We start from the raw sequence: 20,788 nt of genomic DNA on the forward strand, positions 1-20,788 counted from the left end.
CCCTATCGGCTTATGAATCTTCCTCGAAGAAGACTGGCCTTCAGAGCTTAATTCCCCTATCCTACAGACCCCTCTAAACTTATTTCCAACAATTTTTGGGCCTCTACGGCAAATTCCATCGGCAACTTATTAAGTACTTCTTTACTGAAGCCGTTTACGATCAAGGCAATTGCCTTTTCTGTATTAATCCCACGCTGATTGCAATAGAATATCTGATCCTCCCCAATTTTACTGGTAGTGGCCTCGTGTTCTATTTGTGCGGACTTGTTCCTAACTTCAATATAAGGAAAGGTATGTGCTCCACATTCGTTCCCCATCAGCAAGGAATCACATTGGGAGAAGTTCCTGGCATTGTCTGCCCTACTATTAACCTGTACCAATCCACGGTAGCTGTTTTGGGATTTCCCGGCAGAGATACCTTTAGAAATAATGGTACTTCTGGTATTCTTTCCTAAATGGATCATTTTAGTACCTGTATCCGCCTGTTGATAATTATTGGTTACGGCAATGGAATAAAATTCCCCTATGGAATTATCTCCTTTAAGGATACATGATGGATACTTCCAAGTAACCGCCGATCCAGTTTCAACCTGTGTCCAAGAGATTTTGGCATTTTTTTCGCACAATCCCCTTTTGGTCACAAAATTGAAAACTCCACCTACGCCCTCTTTATTTCCTGGAAACCAGTTTTGGACGGTCGAGTACTTAATTTCGGAATCATCCAAAGCAATCAATTCTACCACAGCGGCATGTAATTGATTTTCATCACGGGAAGGTGCAGTACATCCTTCCAAATAACTTACATAACTACCTTCATCGGCAATTACCAAGGTTCTTTCGAATTGTCCGGTACCAGCCTGATTAATTCTAAAATAAGTTGAAAGTTCCATAGGACAGCGCACTCCTTTTGGTATGTAACAAAAAGACCCGTCCGAAAAAACGGCCGAGTTTAGGGCTGCATAAAAATTGTCCTTTTGGGGAACAACGGAACCTAAGTATTTCTTTACCAGTTCAGGGTGCTCTCTAATGGCCTCGGAAATGGAACAAAAGATTATTCCCTTTTCGGCAAGCGTCTTTTTAAAAGTGGTAGCTACGGATACTGAATCCATTACGATATCCACGGCTACTCCCGCCAACTTCTTCTGCTCGTCCAAGGAAATACCCAATTTCTTGAAGGTGTCCAGCAATTCTGGATCCACCTCGTCCAAACTATCATATTTGGGTTTCTTGTTAGGTGCGGAATAGTAGGAAATAGCCTGAAAATCAGGTTTTTTATATTTAACATTTGCCCATTCGGGCTCCACCATTTCCTTCCAGATTTTAAAAGATTCCAATCGCCATAATGTCATCCACTCGGGTTCTTCCTTCTTTTTGGAAATAGCGATCACAATTTCCTCGTTTAAACCATTTGGAAACGTATCTGATTCTATATCTGTGTAGAAACCATACTCATACTCCTTGGTTTCCAACTCTTTTTTTAATTCTTCCTCTGTATATGCCATTCTTCCTAATTTATCAATTGTTTACTGTAACAATTGGCTAATTATTTATCATCTCCAACGCAAGCATTGGTACATTTTTTATTCCCGCCAGTGTTTCGTTAAAGAGAGAAACTCTCTCCACAACCACAAGTTCTTTGGGCGTTTGGATTATTAAAAACAAACCCTTTGCCATTAAGTCCCCCGGAATATTCCAGTACCGTACCTACCAGATAAAGAAAACTCTTTTTATCCACTATAATACGCACTGCGTTGTCCTCGAAAATTTTATCGGTTTCTGTGGTTTTATTATCAAAATCGAGTTCATAGGACAATCCACTGCAACCTCCGCTTTTAACGCCTACCCGCACATAATCCTTGCTGGCATCAAAGCCTCCTTCGGCCATTAGGGCCATTACCCTCTGCTTAGCTGTTTCAGATACTTTAATCATTCTTAATTGGATTTAATCTAAATAGTTTACAAATATAGTACATAAGTAGGGTTTTACCATACTTCCTAACATTAATATAACGAATAGCCCAATTGGATATTTCTATCCTAAAAGTTCTCAAAAAAAAAATGGCCAACAAATTGCTTTACACAATTATATGGCCATATTTAAAATCTTATAAAGTATACTTAAGGCTGTAATTTAATTATCGTCACCAATCTTTTCGATAGCATCATCTATTTTCTCATTGACTTCCTTGTCGGCCTTTTCTCCTGCTTTTTCAAGGATTCCTTTATCTTTCTCTACTTCCTTCTCAATTATTACAGTTTTCTCTTTGGTTTCCCTACACGAGGTCATTGTAAAAAAAGGCAATCCCAAAACCAATATTGTTAAAACAATTTTTTTCATGAAATTTTTTTTAATTCGCACAAATATACCATTTACTTAAAGAATACTTGAATTTTACTTTTTTCCCTTATTCCTTAAATTTATTTTTAACTTTTCCTTGTTTTTCGGATTTTTAGATGATAATTAGCCCTCAACCAATATCCCTAAATATTCCCTACCTAATAGATGTACCCCTTTCTATAATCAAAGATCAAAATTGCTTAAAACCTGGATTATTTATTGGTTTTTTGGTCATGGTATACCAAGCTTCCGTTGACCAAAGAGAATGATTCTTTTCGCTTTTAAAGGGTTTCTTTATGTGAATATAGATAACCTTATTTTCCTGAATCCCTTCAATTTCCAAAAATACTTTCTTCCGATCCCCTGAAAGGTTCACCGATTTTATCTTAAGCTCCTGCTCTCCCAATTTTGGCCCCCCATAATCCTCAGTAGCCTCGTAATAATACTGTTCTACCTCAAAATTTTCCTTATTCAATAACTCCTTCGAATTTATTGGTTCTGTAAATTCGATTTCCATTCCGTTGGTTTTCGCCCTTACCGCCAACATTTCAAAGGTTGATTTTTCATTGTAATGAAATCGGTGCAAAGCATACCAAAGTCGACCCTCATGCCTCCAATTGCCGCCAGATCCAACACCACCGGCATATAGATCTCCATCAGGACCCCAAACGGTTCTATTTATTCCGGCATCCAACCCCTGGATAAAACGAAAAACTACACCCTGTTTTACGCCGTCGACTTCATCAATAAAGACTCTTTTTATGCCACCATGGGTAACATCCCCATGAATCATTTGGTCCTTATATGGTCCAATATTAAAAATTGCCGGTTGACTGGGGGAATTACTGATTTCTTCATGCGGCAGCCAAACTAGTGGGGGATCTTCCTTATAATCCTTTACTCGCTCCCAATCCGCATGTTTAAACCCATAGAATTTACCCTTTTCCACTCGGACAATTTTACTGGTAGGTATCCAATTTCCTTGATTGTCCGCAACATACAGTGCGCCATCCGGTCCCTCCGCAATGCCATTGGGTGTTCTAAAACCTTCAGCTATAATCTCAACGTCACTACCGTCCTTACTAATTCTCACCACTTTACCCCTATCCTTAACCTCTTTAAATTCTGAACCTAAATCCGTAGCCAGGGTAGCATAAAAGCTCCCTTCCTTGTAAACAAGACCAAACGCAAACTCGTGATAATGGGAGGTTACATTCCAAGAATCACAAACTTTTTTGTATTCATCAATTATCCCGTCACCATCATTATCTATCAATTTGGTAAGTTCCTGCTTTTGCAATACATATAGTTCCCCGTCCACCATTTTTATTCCCAAAGGTTCGGCCAATCCTTTAGCTATCTGTTTGACTTCTATGGACTCAGGATCTTCAGTGTTATAGTTTTTTAGAATATAGACAGAACCTGTTGAATCCCAGGTACAGATGACCATCCTCTCCTCATCTATAAAATCTATTCCTCCTATCCTTGGATGAAATTCCGAGGGTTTGGCCTGAAACATATCAAAGGACGGGTGTACCGCATTCAAAGACATTTGATCACCGGGAGTGGTACTGGCCACTTTTGGAAAATACGGCAACAGTTTTCTAAAGGCACGCGGCTCATGGTAAAATACGGTATCCGGTACGACCGTAAACAATTCCCCATCATCTGACCATTGTAAAGAAAGGCCATAGCCACCACCACCTTGCTGAAACTGCAATAAAAATCCATTCCATCCCTTTTCCAATACAGCTAAGGCATCAACGGCCTCTGCGCCATGATCTCCTCTGTTATCGATAATTTCGGAACCATTAAGCTTTAATACCGAACCATCATCGCTTATAAGTCTGAATGTTTTGTTTACCTTTTTATCAGATTTTATAAACCCTTTAAACTCCATATAAAAATGCTCCTTGATTTCTCCCAACGCCCCTGAGGTAGGTATATGAATAGCAGGTGCTACCCCATTCAAAATGGGCAATGTGCTTTGGGTAAGATCTTCATATAGATCACCGCTGTCATTTATCAAATATAAACTTACTGCCGCCCCGGGCTGTTTTACCTTATTTTCGCCGCCCCTTCGATCGTCGTTATCCAAGGCAAATGTTATGTCGGGTGTGTTCAAGGCAATATCCACAACCCTTTCCTGAGGTTCGGGTTCATCATCCAAGGACAAAATATAATAGGCCATATTCTGAGCATCCGACCGTGATAAATCGGGATGTGCAGACATTAAAGCAGCACCCCAATTACCTGTTCCGCCCAGTCTGATCTTATCAGCCAACATATCAAGAGTGGCCCAATCAAAAACGTATCTCTTGGCTATGGAATCATAAGCAGGCCCTACCAAGTTTTCATGTTGCAGATGACAGGCATTGCAATCGCTTTGTTCAACCAATTTCCTTCCCTCTGCAATAATTCCCGTATCGTCCGTAATAGGCTCTTTCCAGTCTGCCGGTACAGGGTTAAAATATGTTTCAACTTTAGTGTTTTTACCCATTTCCAACTGATTGGTATTATCCCCCCTTTTACCGCCATCAAGAGCCTCCTTAAAAACCAGTCCATCATCAGGACCATAATCCAATACGGGTACCAAGTCCTTGGACCAACCTTCCATAATTGAAAAAGTCCTGATCAATCCTGAATGATCGTCTTCCAATCCGTACTCAGGAATTTCACGAATCTTAACCGATTTTCCTGTTTTGGATATAAGCTCAAAGTCGATACCTACTTGACCTTTGATCAAGGAATAACCCAAAAAGTTCACTTTGGGAATTTCCATTCCCTCATTTGACTTTAGCCTCCACTGCGTTTGTTCTGAATCATCCTCTACATAGGCAAAACCAAAACTGGAAGGTTGAATTCCATGGGCCGTAGTATAAACCGCACCCTCGTAATTAACCCCACCTTTCCATACTTTATACAGGTTTCCGGACTGAAGGTTGTAACAAGTATACAAATCCTTATGAAGTGCAATGGTCAACATTCTTGGCTGTTTATCCATAACCGATCGGAATACCCAAGTATCTATTGGCCGAATATTGACAGCGCTAGGTTCACATGAGAAATTGAGACCAATCAAAAATAGGAGAATGGGCAAGAGGAGAGATTTAGTATATTTCATTTTTTAATTATGTAAGGCTTTTGAGTAAAAATACGAAATTTTGGGCCATTGCTTAAACGATTAATTATTTCAGATATTTGTAATCTAAATAACAGGTTTTAAAGCTCTTTATACCTTTTGAACAAAAATATTTTGATCAAAAATTTAATAAATTAACAAAATAAATAGAAATAACTTTATGCTGATTACAAAAATTTAATTTAAATTCAAATCCATTTTTAAATATTAGAAAACTTTCAAAAATTATGTCCAAAAAAAAGACCGCATTTAGTAACAATTCACGAAGAGATTTTATTAAAGGTACCGGCTTGGCAACCGCCGGCTTTATGATCGTACCAAGACATGTATTGGGAGGTCCGGGTTATGTTGCCCCTAGTGACAAATTAAATATTGCTGGTATTGGTGCAGGTGGTAAAGGTAGAAGTGATATTGCTTCCTTCGCGGAAAGCCCCAATGTTAATATAGTAGGACTTTGTGATGTGGATGACAGACAAGCCGTTGAATCCAGGAAGTCTTTCCCAAAGGCAAAATATTATGCCGATTTTAGGAAAATGCTGGAAAATGAAAAGGACAATATTGATGCCGTTTCGGTATCCACTCCAGACCACAACCACGCGGTAGCTGCCTATATGGCCATGTCAATGGGCAAGCATGTCTACGTTCAAAAGCCTTTAACACATGATATCTGGGAGGCTAGAATGCTTACCGAGGCAGCAAAAAAATTCAAGGTAGTTACCCAAATGGGGAACCAAGGTGGCTCAGGTGATGGCGTACGAAAAATGAAAGAACTTTATGATACTGGTATCATAGGGGATGTACATACCGTAAAATGTTGGACCAATAGAGCTATTTGGCCACAAGCACTTCAAACACCGACCAAAAAAGACAAAATACCAAAAGGCTTAAATTGGGACCTGTGGTTAGGAACCGCGGAAATGCGCGATTATAACGATGCCTACCTTCCTTTTGATTGGAGAGGCTGGTCCGATTTCGGAACAGGTGCACTAGGTGATATGGCTTGCCATATTATGGATCCAGTATATAGAATACTGCCTATACTTTACCCTAACCAAGTAGAGTGTAGTGTTTCGGATTCCTTTAAAGGGAAATTTGAAACTGCCGATTACCCCAAGAGTTTCCCTAATTCAAGTAAAATACACCTAAGCTATCCAAAAACGGATGGTAAAGGCACTGTTAAGGTTACTTGGATGGACGGTGGACTTCTGCCGGAAAGACCAGATGAAATGGGTGATGACGAAGCTTTGGGCAACTGGGATGGTGGCGTACTATTTATTGGTACAAAAGGTAAATTGTTGGCTGACTGTTATGGCGCCAACCCAAGATTGCTTCCATTATCGTTAAACGAGCAATTTGAAGTTGCAGAAACCATAGCTAGAGTTCCAGAAGGACACTACCTACAATGGGTAAATGCCTGTATGGCAGGTTATGGCAATGCCGAAACCAGTTCTTCATTTGACTATGCCGGTCCTTTTACCGAAAGTATCCTGATTGGTAACTTGGCGCTTAAGGCCTATTTTGAAGTAGACCCCAGTGCCGATAAAGGCAGCTTCTGGGGAGGCTCAAAATACAATGGCAGAAAACGTTTGCTATGGGATGCAGAAAACATGAGGGTTACCAACTTTGAGGCCGCAAACAAGTATGTAAAACGCAATTATAGAGCGGGATATTCTTTGGGATAGACCTCATAATTATACATTGAATTAAAAAGCCGGACTTTGTAAGTATCATAAAGAATACTTATTTAGGTCCGGCTTTTTAATTGTTTACTTATAGATTCTTTATTTAGTCCAAAAAAAGGATATAATGGATATACTCCTTATTTTTGCGGCATGATAGAAGATAAGAATCAAGAAAAGACAGGATTAGATCAATTGGGAGAATTTGAATTGATAAAACATCTCACCAAAGATTTTACAATACAGCACAAATCTACCCTAAAAGGTATTGGTGATGATGCTGCCGTCTTGGATTTCAAGGACAAAAAGGCCATAATATCTACTGATCTATTGATAGAGGGCGTACATTTCGACCTTAGCTATATGCCCTTAAAACACTTGGGTTATAAATCCGTCATGGTAAATTTATCGGACATCTATGCCATGAACGCCACTGCTACCCAAATAACCGTTTCCATTGCGGTTTCCAATAGATTTCCATTGGAAGCCTTAGAAGAATTTTATAGTGGGGTGGCCTTGGCCTGCGAAGTCTACAAGATAGATCTAGTAGGAGGAGATACTACCTCCTCTACCAAAGGAATGTTGGTGAGCGTTACCGTTATAGGTGAGGCTGCGGAAGAAAACATTGTTTACCGAAGCGGGGCCAAACCAAATGATCTTTTAGTAGTTTCAGGAGATTTAGGTGCTGCCTATTGTGGGCTACAGGTGCTGGAAAGGGAAAAGGAAGTATTCAAAGTAAATCCAAACAATCAACCCGATCTATCCCCTTACACCTATATTGTGGAACGACAATTAAAACCTGAAGCCAGAAGGGATGTTAAAGAATTATTGGATAAATTGGAAATCCGTCCAACTTCCATGATCGATATTAGTGATGGACTTTCCTCTGAAATTTTACATTTATGTGATAAAAGTGAAGTGGGATGTAATTTATTCGAAGATAAAATTCCGTTGGATCCCACCGTAATTTCGGCATGTGAGGAATTTAAAATGGACAGTACGCTCGTAGCCCTAAGTGGGGGTGAAGACTACGAACTTTTATTCACAATAGATCAGAAAGATTTTCTAAAAATAAAAGGAAATCCCCATTTCACAGTAGTGGGACATATGACCGATAAAAACGAAGGTGTTAATTTAATCTCAAGGAGCAATACCAAAATTCCTATTACCGCACAGGGATGGAATTCTTTTTCATAAAGAAAGGGAAACAAATTTGATAATTCAGTTAAAAAAGAATTCCCGAAAACCAAGGACATTCCTTACTTAACTGTCGTGGGGCGCAGGACAGCCAAGAATATGGGCGTGCTTATAATTTACGGGAATAACTTCAAAAACTCCGATACCGCTTAAGGTCGGAATTCATTTGCCAAAGCATAGTTTAGGCTACCTGTTGTGTGGCCCTATGTCTTTTCTGATAAATATCTTGTAAAGTATTGTTGATGTCCTGTAATTCCGGAGTTAAAACGGAAAGATTTCCACTAACATCCGTAGTTACCTCCTTACCACAGTGTACACATTGATATTCCTTGATGTGCAAGGTAACCTTTTTGGATACTGAATAATGGTGTCCGAAAATGCTGCAGCAGATTGCGCTGAGTCTTGTTCCATAGTCTGTGATAACTTTCTTCATAATGCAGGTTTTAGAGTGGCATTGGTAAGGTTTAGGGACCGTAAAATGCAAAAATTAAACTTAGGGTTAATTGGTAATCGTCACTTACTAAATGACTTTCAAATAATTAACGCATACACCCTTCCTTTTATTGAGTACAACCTGTTTTTTTTTCGTTTTTTTTTAGTAAAATTTGTTTTTTTCGACCAACTGCACCTATAGGGTGTCTAAATGCCCATTTAAACTGATCGGTTTTTAAACTATCTTTCGCCCAAAATTGCCTTAAATGCCCAACGCTAAGGAAACCCTTGTCACTTCTTTTGCTTTATTCTCCTTATTCTTTGGAGCAGGGAATTTGATCCTCCCTCCACTGTTAGGGTTTCAATCGGGAAGTTGGTGGTGGCTGGTGGCCCTGGGTTTTGCAGTATCGGCAGTTTTGGTACCCATATTGGGAATTTTGGCCCATGCCAAATTACAGGGCACTATTTATGACTTTGGAAAAAAGGTCTCCCCTACATTTAGTTTGGTTTATTCCATCCTAATTTATACCATTTCCATTGGCCTGCCTTCGCCACGCACCGCTGCCGTTACCCATGAAATTGCCGTGCAACCCTTTTTTAATACTTCACCACTTGTTACCAGTATAATCTACTTTTCCTTGGTTTTTGTCTTTGTCATAAACCGTTCGAAATTATTGGATGTACTGGGTAAAGTCCTGACTCCCGCAATTATTTTAATATTGGTATTGATAATTGGCATAACCGTATTCGCTTTGGACTTCAATTTTGGAGAGACCGATATAGTTAACCCGTTCAGTGATGGTATTTTAGAAGGATATCAGACCTTTGACGCAATTGGAGCAGTTGTAGTTGGTGGTGTAATCATTGTCTCTATCAACCTAAAGTCGAAAGCACCCTATAAAGACAAAAGAACTTTAATCCGCAATGCTGCATGGTTGGCCGGTCTAAGTCTCTTTATAATATATATGGGCCTTATCCTTACGGGGGCCTTGAACCATAATAATTTTGAATCCGGTATTACCAGAATAGAATTGCTTTCAGGGATAAGCAAATTAAGCTTGGGCAATACCGCCAATATGTTTTTAAGCATCTTGGTAAGTTTGGCCTGTTTTACGACTGCCATAGGTATTGTGACAGGGACCGCCGATTTTATGAAGGACCGACTCCCCAATTCAAGACACGCCTACCTTATAACCGCCATAATGGGTTGCCTTCTCGGGATTGCTATAGGACAGTTTAATGTGGCCTATATTATTACAGTAGCCATTCCCGCCCTAATGTTTATTTACCCCATTACTATCATATTAATACTCCTGAACGTTGTTCCGGATAAATGGGCCTCGCCAATGGTCTTTAAGGCTGTGATAATCACCACCATTATTTTCAGTATTCCTGATTTTATGGGGAGTTTAGGAGACCTGGTTCCCCAAATGGGAATCTTCGCATGGATCCCCCTAAGTGAATACCGTCTGGGATGGGTACTACCTGCTTTGGTTGCTTTTGTAGTTTTAAATGTAATTGGAAGGAAAAAAGTGGTAGTTATTTAATGGCGATATTTGTACTAGTTAATTGAAAGTGCAGTGTTTGAAACAGTAATTTTATCTAATTTAAAATTATAAATTAGCTAAATCTTCCTGTGGTTATCCAGAATTAGGCAATATTTGAGTTCGCCCTTATTTTTTAATCTATCTATTCGATTTTTTTTTCAACCACTAATGTCTTAGTCAATTTGTCATATAAATTTTGATTTTTATCATCCCAAAGAATCCAGATCATTGGAAATATAAGAATGCTTAACATCCACTTTAAAAATTCTCTAATAGCTCCCTCGTGCGCTTTGCCATAATCATTTCCTGATTCCGACGAAATAACCTTTAAGTTATAAATCTTGTGCCCTAAATTTCCTGTAAAAATTGGATAGAATACGGCTCCTATAAATATTGAAAAAATGGCAATATGTTCAGGTGATGCATATTTTGGGCCATTGGGATTAAAGTCTTTGGTGGTTATTTTGAAAATAATCAGCGGGACACCAATAATTATGAAAAAGATGAAAAATTCAGTTAGATTGGCTAAAAGTCTAGTTCCTTTTGAAGCTAATTTATATCCGTGAAATAAATTTGAATTTGTTATATCTTCTTGTTTCTGTCTATTAAAAACATCTTCCATATTTATTTCCAGTACATCACAAATTAGATTTAATGTTTTACCACGTGGTTCGTTTTCATTATTTTCAATCCGTTGAATTGTTCTTAAATTAATCTTTGTTAATTCAGCTAACTCCTCTTGAGTTAAACCTTTGGACTTTCTCGCTTCACAAATTGTTCTCCCAATAATACTCATTCCTATTTTTTTAATTCCCTTCAAAGATATTTAAGAAATCATGTTTTGATAGCGGTTTCTTTACGGCATATTTACGACATTTATAAAAATTCAGTTTGTCCTATAAAAATAGTTCCTCATATTCACATTAATAATCAGAATCAATTAGCCCTTCCTGAAAAGAAGTAATTATTAGGACAGAAAAAAGAGAAAATCCACTGATCACCTCATCCGAAACTGCCCGAAAAGGCAGTTCCAACCTCCCCCAAGGAGAGGTATTGGAGGCTCAAAATAAAATCGTCAATTCGCCATTAAAAAACCTCTTATTAACAAAACTTACTTCCTGGCATTCATCAACTCCTCAATCTCCCCTACTTCAATGGGAATATTGGCCATAAGGTTAAAGGGAGCCCCTTTTTCTTGGATAACCACATCATCTTCCAATCTAATGCCCATCTTTTCTTCAGGAATATAGATTCCAGGTTCCACGGTATAAACCATATTGGCCACCATAGGTGTTTTAAGTGCCCCGTAATCGTGGGTATTTAAGCCAATATGATGGCTGGTGCCGTGCATAAAGTACTTTTTATAGGCTGGCCAATCCTTATCCTCATTTTGCACATCGGCCTTGTCCAATAGCCCCAATCCCAATAGTTCGGAGGTCATTAACTTACCCACTTCTTTATGGTATTCGGCCCACATGGTTCCGGGCACCAACATATCAGTAGCATCATTCTTAACCCGCAGCACAGCTTCATAAACCGCTTTCTGCCTTGGGGTAAACCTACCGTTTACTGGAATGGTACGCGTAAGGTCGCTGGAATAGTTGGCGTACTCTGCCGCAACATCCATCAATAACATATCCCCATCCTTACATTCACGGTTATTTTCTACATAATGCAATACATTGGCATTATTGCCGGAAGCAATGATAGGTGTATAGGCAAATCCCTTGGACCTATTACGGATGAACTCGTGCAAAAGCTCTGCCTCGATCTCATATTCCCAGATCCCTGGCTTTACAAATCCCAGTAAGCGTCTAAATCCTTTTTCAGTGATATTACAGGCTGTTTGCATAATAGCAATTTCCTCTGCTTCCTTTACGCCCCTTATTTCTTGCAAAATTGGACTGCTTTTGGCCCATTGGTGCGCTGGGAAATCTTGCTTGCACTTTATAATAAAACGATCCTCCCTTGTTTGGGTCTCTACCGCCTGACGGTAGTGTTCGTTGGTATTAAAGTATACCGTATCCGTTTCGGTCATTAGATCAAAGAAAATCTTATCAAAATCGGTCAACCAATAAATTGTTTCGATCCCGGATACTTCTGTGGCCTTTTCCTTGGTCAACTTTTCCCCTTCCCAAACCGCAATATGTGCATTGGTCTCCCTTACAAATAAAACTTCTCTGTGCTTTTTGTCCACAGCATCTGGGAACAATAACAAAATGGTTTCCTCCTGATCGGCTCCGCTTAAATAAAATAAATCCCTGTTCTGTTCAAAGGGCATGGTGCTATCGGCACCAATAGGATATATGTCGTTGGAATTAAAAACGGCAATACTCTTTGGCTTCATCTGGGCCGTAAATTTCTTGCGGTTCTTTATAAACAAGTTATTATCTATTTGCTGATATTTCATTTTTTATTGTTTTGCAGACAAATTTAATAAATAGGAGGCGCATAGCCCCAATTAGCATAAAATCATTTTTAAACACAGCTGTACCTAGTCCTAAAATTCTAAATTATCCTATCTTCGTCCCATCAAATAGTGCTACAAAATATGGTTCGCCAAATTATGTAAAGTCCCTAAATATTGTCTATAGTTATGACTAAAAATCTAGTTCTTTTATTTATAAGTGCGGTTACCCTAAGCTGGGGCCAGGTAAAAAATTCAGCCGTTACAACAGATGACTATTTAAATATCCTTAGGAGAAATATTAGTGGGGAGATTGCCTACGAGACTACCGCTTTCGTTGAACAGTTTTGGCGCGTGGCAGGCAATGAAGGTTTTAACAAAAGTATCCATAAAATTGCCGATGGACTGGAGGCCGCAGGTTATGTCCAGGAGAAAAACGCATCCAATATGGACCGATTCACCTTTAGAATTGAAAAAAGACCCTTGCAGCATCCTACATGGGAAATTGCGGATGCCGAGATTACCCTTGTAGGTGATAATAAACCTCTTCTGTCCCACAGTTCCAACAGAAACATGGTTTATCTAAATTCAATTTCAACCCCTAAAAACGGAACCACCGCTGAAATAATATTGGTTAGGGATTTAGAGGAACTCCGAAAAATTTCGGTCGGAGGTAAAATTATTTTTACGGAACGCAATATCATTGAAATTTACAAGGAAGGAGTTTTAAAAAAAGGTGCCATGGGAATTGTCAGCTATGATAATCCTGCGTATTTACAACCCGAGAAAAACGTAAATTCCATTCAATTCAGAAGTTTTCCATACGATTCAAAAAATACTTGGGGTATTGCCCTTTCCTTCCAGGCCAAAGAGAAGTTGAAAGCGGCTTTGGAAAAAGGAAAAGTATTTGCCAAAGTGAATATTTCCAGTAAAATGTATCCTTCTGAAGAACTAACAATCGTAGCCAACATAAAGGGATCGGCAATACCTGAGGAACGTATTGTGTTTAGTGCCCATATACAGGAACCGGGAGCCAATGATAATGCCAGCGGCGTGGGAGCACAATTGGAAATAGCTACCATGGCCGCCAAATTAATTAAGAAAGACAGTTTTGATGCCCAAAGGACGATGACCTTCCTCTGGGGAGATGAGATAATATCCACAAACAGGTATCTTCAAGAAAATGAGAAAAGGGCAGCAACTATAAAATGGGGACTTAGTCTGGATATGGTAGGAGAAAACACGGCCATTACCGGAGGATCCTTTTTAATCGAAAAAATGCCGGATCCCAGTGCCATTTGGACCAGAGGAAAAGATAAGCATACCGAATGGGGCGGTACATTGCTCACCTTGGAGGATATGAAGCCCCATTACTTAAACGACTTTATAATCCATACCTTCATGAATCAAGGAAAAGCCGCACAATGGTCTGTAAATACCAACCCTTATGAAGGGGGCAGTGATCATACCCCATTTTTGGACAACCAAATTCCCGGATTGTTGCTGTGGCATTTTACCGATCAGTTCTATCATACCGACAGCGATAGAATGGATAAGGTATCACAAGAAACACTTAAAAATGTATGTATTGCCGCATTGGCCAGTGCATTGACCCTAGTAAATGGTGATTCCTATACGGCAATGGATATTGTTGAAATAGTAAAGGAAGCTGCAACCAAACGACTTGCTGAGGAATTTTTACTAAGTGAGAAATGTGTCAAGGCGGGCAAACCTGTGAAAAATGAGGTAGACATCATAAAAGCTTGGGAAGATTGGTATTTAAAAGCCATTACTTCCTCAAGGGATTTGGCCTCGCCGGAGAATACGGTAATTTTGGACAAGGCAATTTTACAGGCCCAGGCCATTATAGAATCCCAGTCCAGAATTTTTGTTACGGAATTGGAGAAATGATGCTATCGGGATATTCCCTAGCGTTTAAAAGATTATAATCTTGAATTGCCTTTGGGCAATGTATGTGGGAAACACCTAGGTTAATTGTTTTATATTGACCATGATCATCCCAGTCCAGAGTAAGGCCGCCCATAACCAAAGTATGGCCACATATACGGAAATTAGCAGCACTTTGGAATCTGATATTTTATTGAGGTAGTACCACGCCACAGCAGCAAATACAAAACCAAAGGACCATAACATGCCCACCATAATAAGGGTTGGCCATACCCAATCGCCATGCCAATCATTTATATTAGGATAAGGTGCGAATAGGAAAGAGACCGGATAATATAATATTCCTCCCAAGGCACCCATACTCAATAGACCTAGTATTGCAGTAACAAAAAAAGCAATTAAAGAGAATTTAATATTAAAAGTCCAGGATTTCCAGATTATCATGCAATCATCTTTTTTTTTACCGTTGAGTTAGTTACTAACGCCAGGAATCCAATAAAAGTATGGTCACACCAAACGGTATTATAAATAAATGTAAGAAAATCCCTTCTAAATTTACACCGGCCAAATTGAAATTTTACAGCAAAAAAATTGTCCAAATCATCTATCCAATAAAATATAACAACCTGAATATTAGTTATTTGTAAAGCGCAATTCAAAAAATACATTACCTCATTCAACTTTTTTTATAGTTTGAGCGAAAAGATTTTCTTGATATTTCCGAACTATAATTATGGAATTCTTTAAATTGGTTCTAAATACCGTACATAAATTCAACAAAGTTTGTTAATAACTCGATTCTAGAGTAAATTTGCAATCAAAACAAATAACCAATGAGTGGATTTTTAAACTCTTCAATAGGCAGGAAGTACACCATGGCCCTTTCCGCCTTTTTCTTAATGATTTTTATCCTTCAACATTTTGCCATTAATATCCTATCCGTTTTAAGTCCGGATACTTTTAATGAAACCTCGCATTTTATGGGCACCAATGCACTAGTTCAATATGGGTTGCAACCTGTATTGCTTTTTGGTGTTGTTTATCATTTTGTGATGGGGTTTATTCTGGAAATTAAAAACAGGAATGCGCGTGCCATTAGTTATGCCAAAAACAATGGAGCGGCCAATTCCACTTGGATGAGTAGGAATATGATCTGGAGCGGTGGCTTCATCCTTGTTTTCCTAATTATTCATTTCTTGGATTTTTGGTTTCCTGAAATCAATACAAAATATATTCAAGGAGATATGTCGGGCCTTTTAGCCGATGGCGAGGGTTATCGCTATTACGAAGAACTTACCCATAAATTTGAGCCTATTTGGAGGGTTGCCCTTTATTGTTTAGGTTTTGTTTTTCTTTCATTGCACCTTCTTCACGGCTTTAGTTCAGCATTTCAATCTGTTGGTGCCAACAATAAATATACAAAAGGGTTAAAAGGATTTGGAAAGGCTTACGCTGTTTTAATTCCGTTGGGATTTATTTTCATTGCACTTTTTCACCATTTTAACCATTAATAATACAATTCTATGTCTGTATTGGATTCTAAAGTACCAAAAGGCCCATTAAAGGATAAATGGACGACCTATAAGGATAAAATAAACTTAGTAAATCCCGCCAACAAACGAAACATCGATGTTATTGTTGTTGGTACAGGTCTTGCTGGAGGTTCCGCTGCAGCAACCTTGGCCGAACTTGGCTATAGGGTAAAAGCATTCTGTTATCAGGATTCTCCGCGTAGGGCACATTCCATTGCGGCACAAGGTGGTATAAATGCAGCAAAAAATTATCAGGGGGATGGGGATTCTACTTATCGCTTGTTTTACGACACTGTAAAGGGAGGGGATTACCGTTCACGTGAGGCCAACGTATATCGTTTGGCAGAGGTTTCGGCCAATATCATTGATCAGTGTGTAGCGCAAGGGGTCCCTTTTGCTCGGGATTATGGTGGATTATTGGACAACCGTTCTTTTGGAGGTGTTTTGGTTTCCCGTACGTTTTACGCCAAAGGACAAACAGGACAACAATTGTTGTTAGGGGCATATTCTGCCATGAACAGACAGATTGCCCGTGGGAAAATAGAAATGTACAACAGGCACGAAATGCTCGATGTTGTAAAGGTTAATGGCAAGGCACGCGGTATTATAGCGCGCAACCTGGTTACTGGTGAAATAGAACGCCATTCCGCACACGCAGTAGTAATTGCATCCGGGGGTTATGGAAACGTATATTTCCTTTCTACCAATGCCATGGGATCTAACGCCACAGCAGCTTGGAAAATACATAAAAAGGGTGCCTTTTTCGCAAACCCATGCTATACCCAAATTCACCCTACCTGTATCCCACGCTCGGGAGACTATCAATCCAAATTGACATTAATGTCCGAGTCATTGAGAAATGACGGACGTATTTGGGTTCCTAAAAATATGGAAGATGTGTTGGCCATTAGGGAAGGAAAATTAAAACCAACCCAATTGAGCGAGGAGCAAAGGGACTATTATTTGGAAAGAAGATATCCTGCCTTTGGAAACTTGGTGCCACGTGACGTGGCTTCCAGGGCAGCAAAAGAAAGATGTGATGCCGGTTACGGTGTTAACGCTACTGGAGAAGCCGTATATCTGGATTTTAAATCCGCAATTGAAAGATACGGTTTGGAACAGGCCAAAATTCAAGGAATACAAGATGCGTCCAAAGAAAAAATTACCGCATTGGGCGAAGCAGTAGTAGAGGAAAAATATGGTAACCTATTTCAGATGTACGAAAAAATCGTAGATGAAAATCCATATAAGACCCCAATGATGATCTATCCTGCAACCCACTATACCATGGGCGGCGTTTGGGTAGATTACAACCTAATGACTACCGTGGAAGGTTTGTATTGTATTGGCGAGGCCAATTTCTCCGATCACGGTGCCAACCGTTTGGGAGCATCTGCATTAATGCAGGGTCTGGCCGATGGTTATTTTGTACTACCATACACTATAGGTGATTACCTTTCCCATGAAATTAGGACTGGTAAAATTCCAACGGACTCTCCCGAATTTGACACAGCGGAAAAAGAAGTAACCGAAAGAATTAATTTCTTTGTCAATAATAAAGGAACCCATTCGGTAGATTACTTTCACAAACGCTTAGGTAAAGTAATGTGGGACAAATGTGGTATGTCACGTAACGCAGACGGCCTAAAAGAAGCCATTGCAGAGATTAAGGCTATTCGCGAAGAGTTTTATAAAGAAGTAAAGGTCCCAGGTTCAGCCAATGAGATGAATCCGGAATTGGAGAAAGCAGGAAGAGTGGCCGATTTCTTGGAATTGGGCGAATTGTTTGCCAAGGATGCCTTAATGAGAGAGGAATCGTGCGGAGGACATTTCCGCGAAGAGTCGGTGGAAATAGATGGAGAGCAAAAAGGAGAGGCAAAACGTAACGATAAGGATTATGCTTTTGTAGCCGCCTGGGAATATAAAGGAGAACCTTCAGATGCCGTTTTGCACAAGGAACAATTGGAATTTAAGGATATTGAATTAAAACAAAGAAGTTATAAATAAATGGTATTGAGATATTAGAAATGAGATTTTAGAATTTAGAAAACTCATTACTTAGTACTCATTACTCAATACTTAAAATATGAATCTTACATTAAAAATTTGGAGACAGAAAGGACCACAGTCAAAAGGTAAAATGGTCGAATATAAGGTGACTGAGATTTCAGAACATATGTCTTTTTTAGAAATGATGGATGTTTTAAATGAACAGCTCACCAACAAAGACGAAGAACCTGTTGCTTTTGATCATGACTGTCGCGAAGGTATTTGCGGTATGTGCTCTATGTACATCAATGGGGAAGCCCATGGTCCGGATAGAGGGGTTACTACCTGCCAGTTACATATGCGAATGTTCAAGGATGGCGACACCATTACTATTGAGCCGTTTAGGGCCAAAGCATTTCCGGTAATTAAAGATTTGGTCATAGATCGCAGTTCTTTTGAACGTATTCAACAGGCCGGTGGTTTTATCTCCGTCAACACCTCCGGAAATACTCAGGATGCAAATGCCATTCCTATAGATAAGCACGCAGCCGATACGGCCATGGATGCCGCTACTTGTATTGGTTGTGGGGCATGCGTAGCTAGTTGCAAAAATTCTTCAGCCATGCTATTCGTTGGAGCTAAAGTTTCACAATATGCTTTACTACCACAAGGTCAGGTTGAGGCCACGGATCGAGTTAAAAATATGGTAGCTCAAATGGATTTGGAAGGATTTGGAAACTGTACCAATACAGGGGCTTGTGAGGTGGAATGTCCTAAAGGAATTTCCCTGGAAAACATTGCCCGTATGAACAGGGAATTCTTTGCTGCCAGCATAAAAGGATAGTCCAGACCAAAATATAATTTGTGTTTCACAAAAATAGGCCCCATTCCCATTCAGGAATGGGGTTTTTGTTTACCCAGATCCCAAAATTCCAGTATCTTTAAATATGAACAAGGAATATAAGGAAGAACGGATAATAGTCCCGCGTTTCAATGAAGAGTCGGGTTTTTACACCACCCCTGAACGTTCTAAGATTATGGGAAAGATCAGAGGTAAAAACACCATTCCCGAACTAAAATTTAGAAAAGCCCTGTGGGCGGCAGGATATAGATATAGGATAGATTATAAAAAATTGATAGGCAAACCGGATATTGTCCTAAATAAATATAAAACCGTTATCTTCATTGACGGCGAATATTGGCACGGGTATAATTGGGAAGAGCGGAAAAATAAAATTAAAACCAATAGAGAATTTTGGATACCAAAAATTGAGCGTAATATTCAGCGGGACAAAGAAGTAAACCTAGAACTACAAAATTTGGGCTTTACCGTATTCCGATTTTGGGAGCGGGAAATTAAAAAAGAATTGGATCAATGTTTAAACCAAGTAATTGTCCATTTACGATTACAGCAATCCTAATCTACCTTTGCTAAAAATAATTACTCCCAAATGCCAAATTATAGACACAAAATATCCTCCAAATTACCCAAGGTAAAGACTACGATCTTTACCACCATGGGGCAACAGGCACTAAAACACAGCGCAATAAATCTCTCCCAGGGCTTTCCTAATTTTGAACCTGACCCTGTCTTAATAGATTTGGTAACCCAAGCCATGAAACAGGGTTACAACCAATATGCCCCTATGGCAGGGGTAATGGAACTTCGTGAAGAGATTTCCAAGAAGATAGGGCAATTATATGGTAGGCGCTACAACCCGGATAGCGAAATAACAATAACCATCGGTGCCACACAGGCTATTTTTACCATCATTACGGCATTCATTGGCCATGGTGATGAGGTCATAGTCATTAAGCCCGCATACGACTGTTATGAGCCCGCCATTGAAGTCAATGGGGGCATTCCTGTATTTGTTCAACTAAGCAATACGGATTTTAAGGTAGACTGGAAGGAATTCCGTTCCAAGATTACTTCCAAAACCCAAATGGTCATAATTAACACACCTCACAATCCTAGCGGCACCATATTCTCCAAGGAAGATATGCTTCAATTACAGCAAAGTCTGGAAAAAACAGATATAATTGTCATTAGCGATGAAGTATACGAGCATATTGTCTTTGATGGCCTTGAGCATGAAAGCGCTTCAAAATATGAGGCCCTTGCCACCCGCACTTTTGTATGTGGTTCCTTTGGAAAATCATTCCATATTACAGGTTGGAAAATGGGATATTGCGCAGGCCCGGCCGAACTAATGCACGAATTTCGCAAAACCCATCAGTTTAATGTGTTTAGTGCGGACCATGCCGTTCAAAAAGCTTTGGCCACCTATTTAAAAGACCCTGAACACTATCTTAGTCTCAACAAGTTTTATCAGGATAAGCGCGACCTCTTCCTCTCCGGATTAAGCAATTCAAGATTTAAAATACATCCCTCCCGGGGAACCTACTTTCAATTGGTGGATTTTAGTGATATTACCCAGGAACCGGATGAAGTCTTTGCGGAACGTTTGGTAAAGGAATACCAAATAGCCAGTATTCCAATATCAGGGTTTAATACCAATGGAATTGATATAAGCCTTGTGCGATTCTGTTTCGCCAAAACTAACGAAACTCTTGAAAAAGCCACAGAAATTCTTTGTAAGCTATAGTATTTGAG

The 20,788-nt window shown here is 39.4% G+C and carries 17 protein-coding genes; 9 read left to right on the top strand and 8 right to left on the bottom strand.

Annotation, left to right across the window (positions count from 1 at the left end; all coding sequences use genetic code 11):
* Positions 1-56 precede the first annotated feature (56 nt).
* The 4 genes from sufB to CWD91_RS01055 all read right to left on the bottom strand — a co-directional run bounded on the left by sufB (position 57) and on the right by CWD91_RS01055 (position 5,462).
* The gene (gene sufB / locus CWD91_RS01040) at positions 57-1,502 is read right to left on the bottom strand and encodes a Fe-S cluster assembly protein SufB (protein ID WP_103439096.1); all 1,446 of its coding nucleotides are present in this window, start codon (positions 1,500-1,502) and stop codon (positions 57-59) included.
* Between the two features lie 98 nt (positions 1,503-1,600).
* A complete protein-coding gene (locus CWD91_RS01045) occupies positions 1,601-1,930 on the bottom strand; it encodes a HesB/IscA family protein (RefSeq protein ID WP_103439097.1) in 330 nt (109 codons plus the stop codon).
* A 201-nt stretch (positions 1,931-2,131) separates the two neighbouring features.
* Positions 2,132-2,338, bottom strand: a complete 207-nt coding sequence (locus tag CWD91_RS01050) for a hypothetical protein (RefSeq protein ID WP_103439098.1) — start codon at positions 2,336-2,338, stop codon at positions 2,132-2,134.
* A 190-nt stretch (positions 2,339-2,528) separates the two neighbouring features.
* Complete coding sequence (locus CWD91_RS01055) at positions 2,529-5,462, bottom strand: PA14 domain-containing protein (RefSeq protein ID WP_103439099.1); 2,934 nt, start codon at positions 5,460-5,462, stop codon at positions 2,529-2,531.
* A 245-nt stretch (positions 5,463-5,707) separates the two neighbouring features.
* On the opposite strand from CWD91_RS01055, the gene CWD91_RS01060 reads away from it, so the two are divergent.
* Together CWD91_RS01060 and thiL are read left to right on the top strand one after the other, a co-directional pair.
* A complete protein-coding gene (locus CWD91_RS01060) occupies positions 5,708-7,162 on the top strand; it encodes a Gfo/Idh/MocA family protein (RefSeq protein WP_103439100.1) in 1,455 nt (484 codons plus the stop codon).
* Positions 7,163-7,312: 150 nt separating this feature from the next.
* Positions 7,313-8,356, top strand: a complete 1,044-nt coding sequence (gene thiL, locus CWD91_RS01065) for a thiamine-phosphate kinase (protein WP_103439101.1) — start codon at positions 7,313-7,315, stop codon at positions 8,354-8,356.
* A gap of 181 nt (positions 8,357-8,537) precedes the next feature.
* Here the strand turns inward: thiL and CWD91_RS01070 are convergent, their stop codons facing one another.
* Positions 8,538-8,789 (bottom strand): hypothetical protein, encoded by a 252-nt coding sequence (locus CWD91_RS01070; RefSeq protein ID WP_103439102.1) that lies wholly within the window; start codon positions 8,787-8,789, stop codon positions 8,538-8,540.
* A 265-nt stretch (positions 8,790-9,054) separates the two neighbouring features.
* Here CWD91_RS01070 and brnQ point away from each other — a divergent pair, with 265 nt between their 5' ends.
* Entirely contained in the window at positions 9,055-10,335 is a 1,281-nt protein-coding gene (gene brnQ, locus CWD91_RS01075; protein WP_103439103.1) for a branched-chain amino acid transport system II carrier protein, read from the top strand.
* Between the two features lie 142 nt (positions 10,336-10,477).
* On the opposite strand, the gene CWD91_RS01080 is transcribed toward brnQ, so the two are convergent.
* Entirely contained in the window at positions 10,478-11,131 is a 654-nt protein-coding gene (locus tag CWD91_RS01080; protein WP_103439104.1) for a helix-turn-helix domain-containing protein, read from the bottom strand.
* A gap of 315 nt (positions 11,132-11,446) precedes the next feature.
* Positions 11,447-12,745 (bottom strand): aminopeptidase P N-terminal domain-containing protein, encoded by a 1,299-nt coding sequence (locus CWD91_RS01085; protein WP_103439105.1) that lies wholly within the window; start codon positions 12,743-12,745, stop codon positions 11,447-11,449.
* A 186-nt stretch (positions 12,746-12,931) separates the two neighbouring features.
* On the opposite strand from CWD91_RS01085, the gene CWD91_RS01090 reads away from it, so the two are divergent.
* The gene (locus CWD91_RS01090) at positions 12,932-14,653 is read left to right on the top strand and encodes a DUF4910 domain-containing protein (protein ID WP_103439106.1); all 1,722 of its coding nucleotides are present in this window, start codon (positions 12,932-12,934) and stop codon (positions 14,651-14,653) included.
* Positions 14,654-14,728: 75 nt separating this feature from the next.
* On the opposite strand, the gene CWD91_RS01095 is transcribed toward CWD91_RS01090, so the two are convergent.
* Positions 14,729-15,094, bottom strand: a complete 366-nt coding sequence (locus tag CWD91_RS01095) for a hypothetical protein (protein ID WP_103439107.1) — start codon at positions 15,092-15,094, stop codon at positions 14,729-14,731.
* 389 nt (positions 15,095-15,483) lie between these two features.
* On the opposite strand from CWD91_RS01095, the gene CWD91_RS01105 reads away from it, so the two are divergent.
* The 5 genes from CWD91_RS01105 to CWD91_RS01125 all read left to right on the top strand — a co-directional run bounded on the left by CWD91_RS01105 (position 15,484) and on the right by CWD91_RS01125 (position 20,780).
* Complete coding sequence (locus CWD91_RS01105; RefSeq protein WP_103439109.1) at positions 15,484-16,161, top strand: succinate dehydrogenase cytochrome b subunit; 678 nt, start codon at positions 15,484-15,486, stop codon at positions 16,159-16,161.
* Between the two features lie 12 nt (positions 16,162-16,173).
* Positions 16,174-18,189 (top strand): fumarate reductase/succinate dehydrogenase flavoprotein subunit, encoded by a 2,016-nt coding sequence (locus CWD91_RS01110; RefSeq protein ID WP_103439110.1) that lies wholly within the window; start codon positions 16,174-16,176, stop codon positions 18,187-18,189.
* Positions 18,190-18,268: 79 nt separating this feature from the next.
* Positions 18,269-19,015, top strand: coding sequence for a succinate dehydrogenase/fumarate reductase iron-sulfur subunit (locus tag CWD91_RS01115; protein WP_103439111.1), 747 nt, complete (start codon positions 18,269-18,271; stop codon positions 19,013-19,015).
* A 103-nt stretch (positions 19,016-19,118) separates the two neighbouring features.
* On the top strand, positions 19,119-19,592 hold the full coding sequence (locus CWD91_RS01120; RefSeq protein ID WP_103439112.1) for a very short patch repair endonuclease: 474 nt from the start codon (positions 19,119-19,121) through the stop codon (positions 19,590-19,592).
* Positions 19,593-19,622: 30 nt separating this feature from the next.
* On the top strand, positions 19,623-20,780 hold the full coding sequence (locus CWD91_RS01125) for a methionine aminotransferase (protein WP_103439113.1): 1,158 nt from the start codon (positions 19,623-19,625) through the stop codon (positions 20,778-20,780).
* The last annotated feature ends 8 nt before the right edge of the window (positions 20,781-20,788 follow it).

It is taken from the genome of Arenibacter hampyeongensis, assembly GCF_002909255.1.
GTDB classification, from domain to species: Bacteria; Bacteroidota; Bacteroidia; order Flavobacteriales; family Flavobacteriaceae; genus Arenibacter; species Arenibacter hampyeongensis.

Excerpts from the sequence above, each read along its gene's own strand:
- CWD91_RS01055 (WP_103439099.1), bottom strand. The coding sequence starts at position 5,462 with ATGAAATATACTAAATCTCTCCTCTTGCCCATTCTCCTATTTTTGATT.
- CWD91_RS01095 (WP_103439107.1), bottom strand. The coding sequence starts at position 15,094 with ATGATAATCTGGAAATCCTGGACTTTTAATATTAAATTCTCTTTAATT.
- CWD91_RS01115 (WP_103439111.1), top strand. The coding sequence starts at position 18,269 with ATGAATCTTACATTAAAAATTTGGAGACAGAAAGGACCACAGTCAAAA.
- thiL (WP_103439101.1), top strand. The coding sequence starts at position 7,313 with ATGATAGAAGATAAGAATCAAGAAAAGACAGGATTAGATCAATTGGGA.
- CWD91_RS01045 (WP_103439097.1), bottom strand. The coding sequence starts at position 1,930 with ATGATTAAAGTATCTGAAACAGCTAAGCAGAGGGTAATGGCCCTAATG.
- brnQ (WP_103439103.1), top strand. The coding sequence starts at position 9,055 with ATGCCCAACGCTAAGGAAACCCTTGTCACTTCTTTTGCTTTATTCTCC.
- CWD91_RS01070 (WP_103439102.1), bottom strand. The coding sequence starts at position 8,789 with ATGAAGAAAGTTATCACAGACTATGGAACAAGACTCAGCGCAATCTGC.
- CWD91_RS01105 (WP_103439109.1), top strand. The coding sequence starts at position 15,484 with ATGAGTGGATTTTTAAACTCTTCAATAGGCAGGAAGTACACCATGGCC.
- CWD91_RS01120 (WP_103439112.1), top strand. The coding sequence starts at position 19,119 with ATGAACAAGGAATATAAGGAAGAACGGATAATAGTCCCGCGTTTCAAT.
- CWD91_RS01060 (WP_103439100.1), top strand. The coding sequence starts at position 5,708 with ATGTCCAAAAAAAAGACCGCATTTAGTAACAATTCACGAAGAGATTTT.
- CWD91_RS01110 (WP_103439110.1), top strand. The coding sequence starts at position 16,174 with ATGTCTGTATTGGATTCTAAAGTACCAAAAGGCCCATTAAAGGATAAA.
- CWD91_RS01080 (WP_103439104.1), bottom strand. The coding sequence starts at position 11,131 with ATGAGTATTATTGGGAGAACAATTTGTGAAGCGAGAAAGTCCAAAGGT.
- CWD91_RS01090 (WP_103439106.1), top strand. The coding sequence starts at position 12,932 with ATGACTAAAAATCTAGTTCTTTTATTTATAAGTGCGGTTACCCTAAGC.
- CWD91_RS01085 (WP_103439105.1), bottom strand. The coding sequence starts at position 12,745 with ATGAAATATCAGCAAATAGATAATAACTTGTTTATAAAGAACCGCAAG.
- sufB (WP_103439096.1), bottom strand. The coding sequence starts at position 1,502 with ATGGCATATACAGAGGAAGAATTAAAAAAAGAGTTGGAAACCAAGGAG.
- CWD91_RS01050 (WP_103439098.1), bottom strand. The coding sequence starts at position 2,338 with ATGAAAAAAATTGTTTTAACAATATTGGTTTTGGGATTGCCTTTTTTT.
- CWD91_RS01125 (WP_103439113.1), top strand. The coding sequence starts at position 19,623 with ATGCCAAATTATAGACACAAAATATCCTCCAAATTACCCAAGGTAAAG.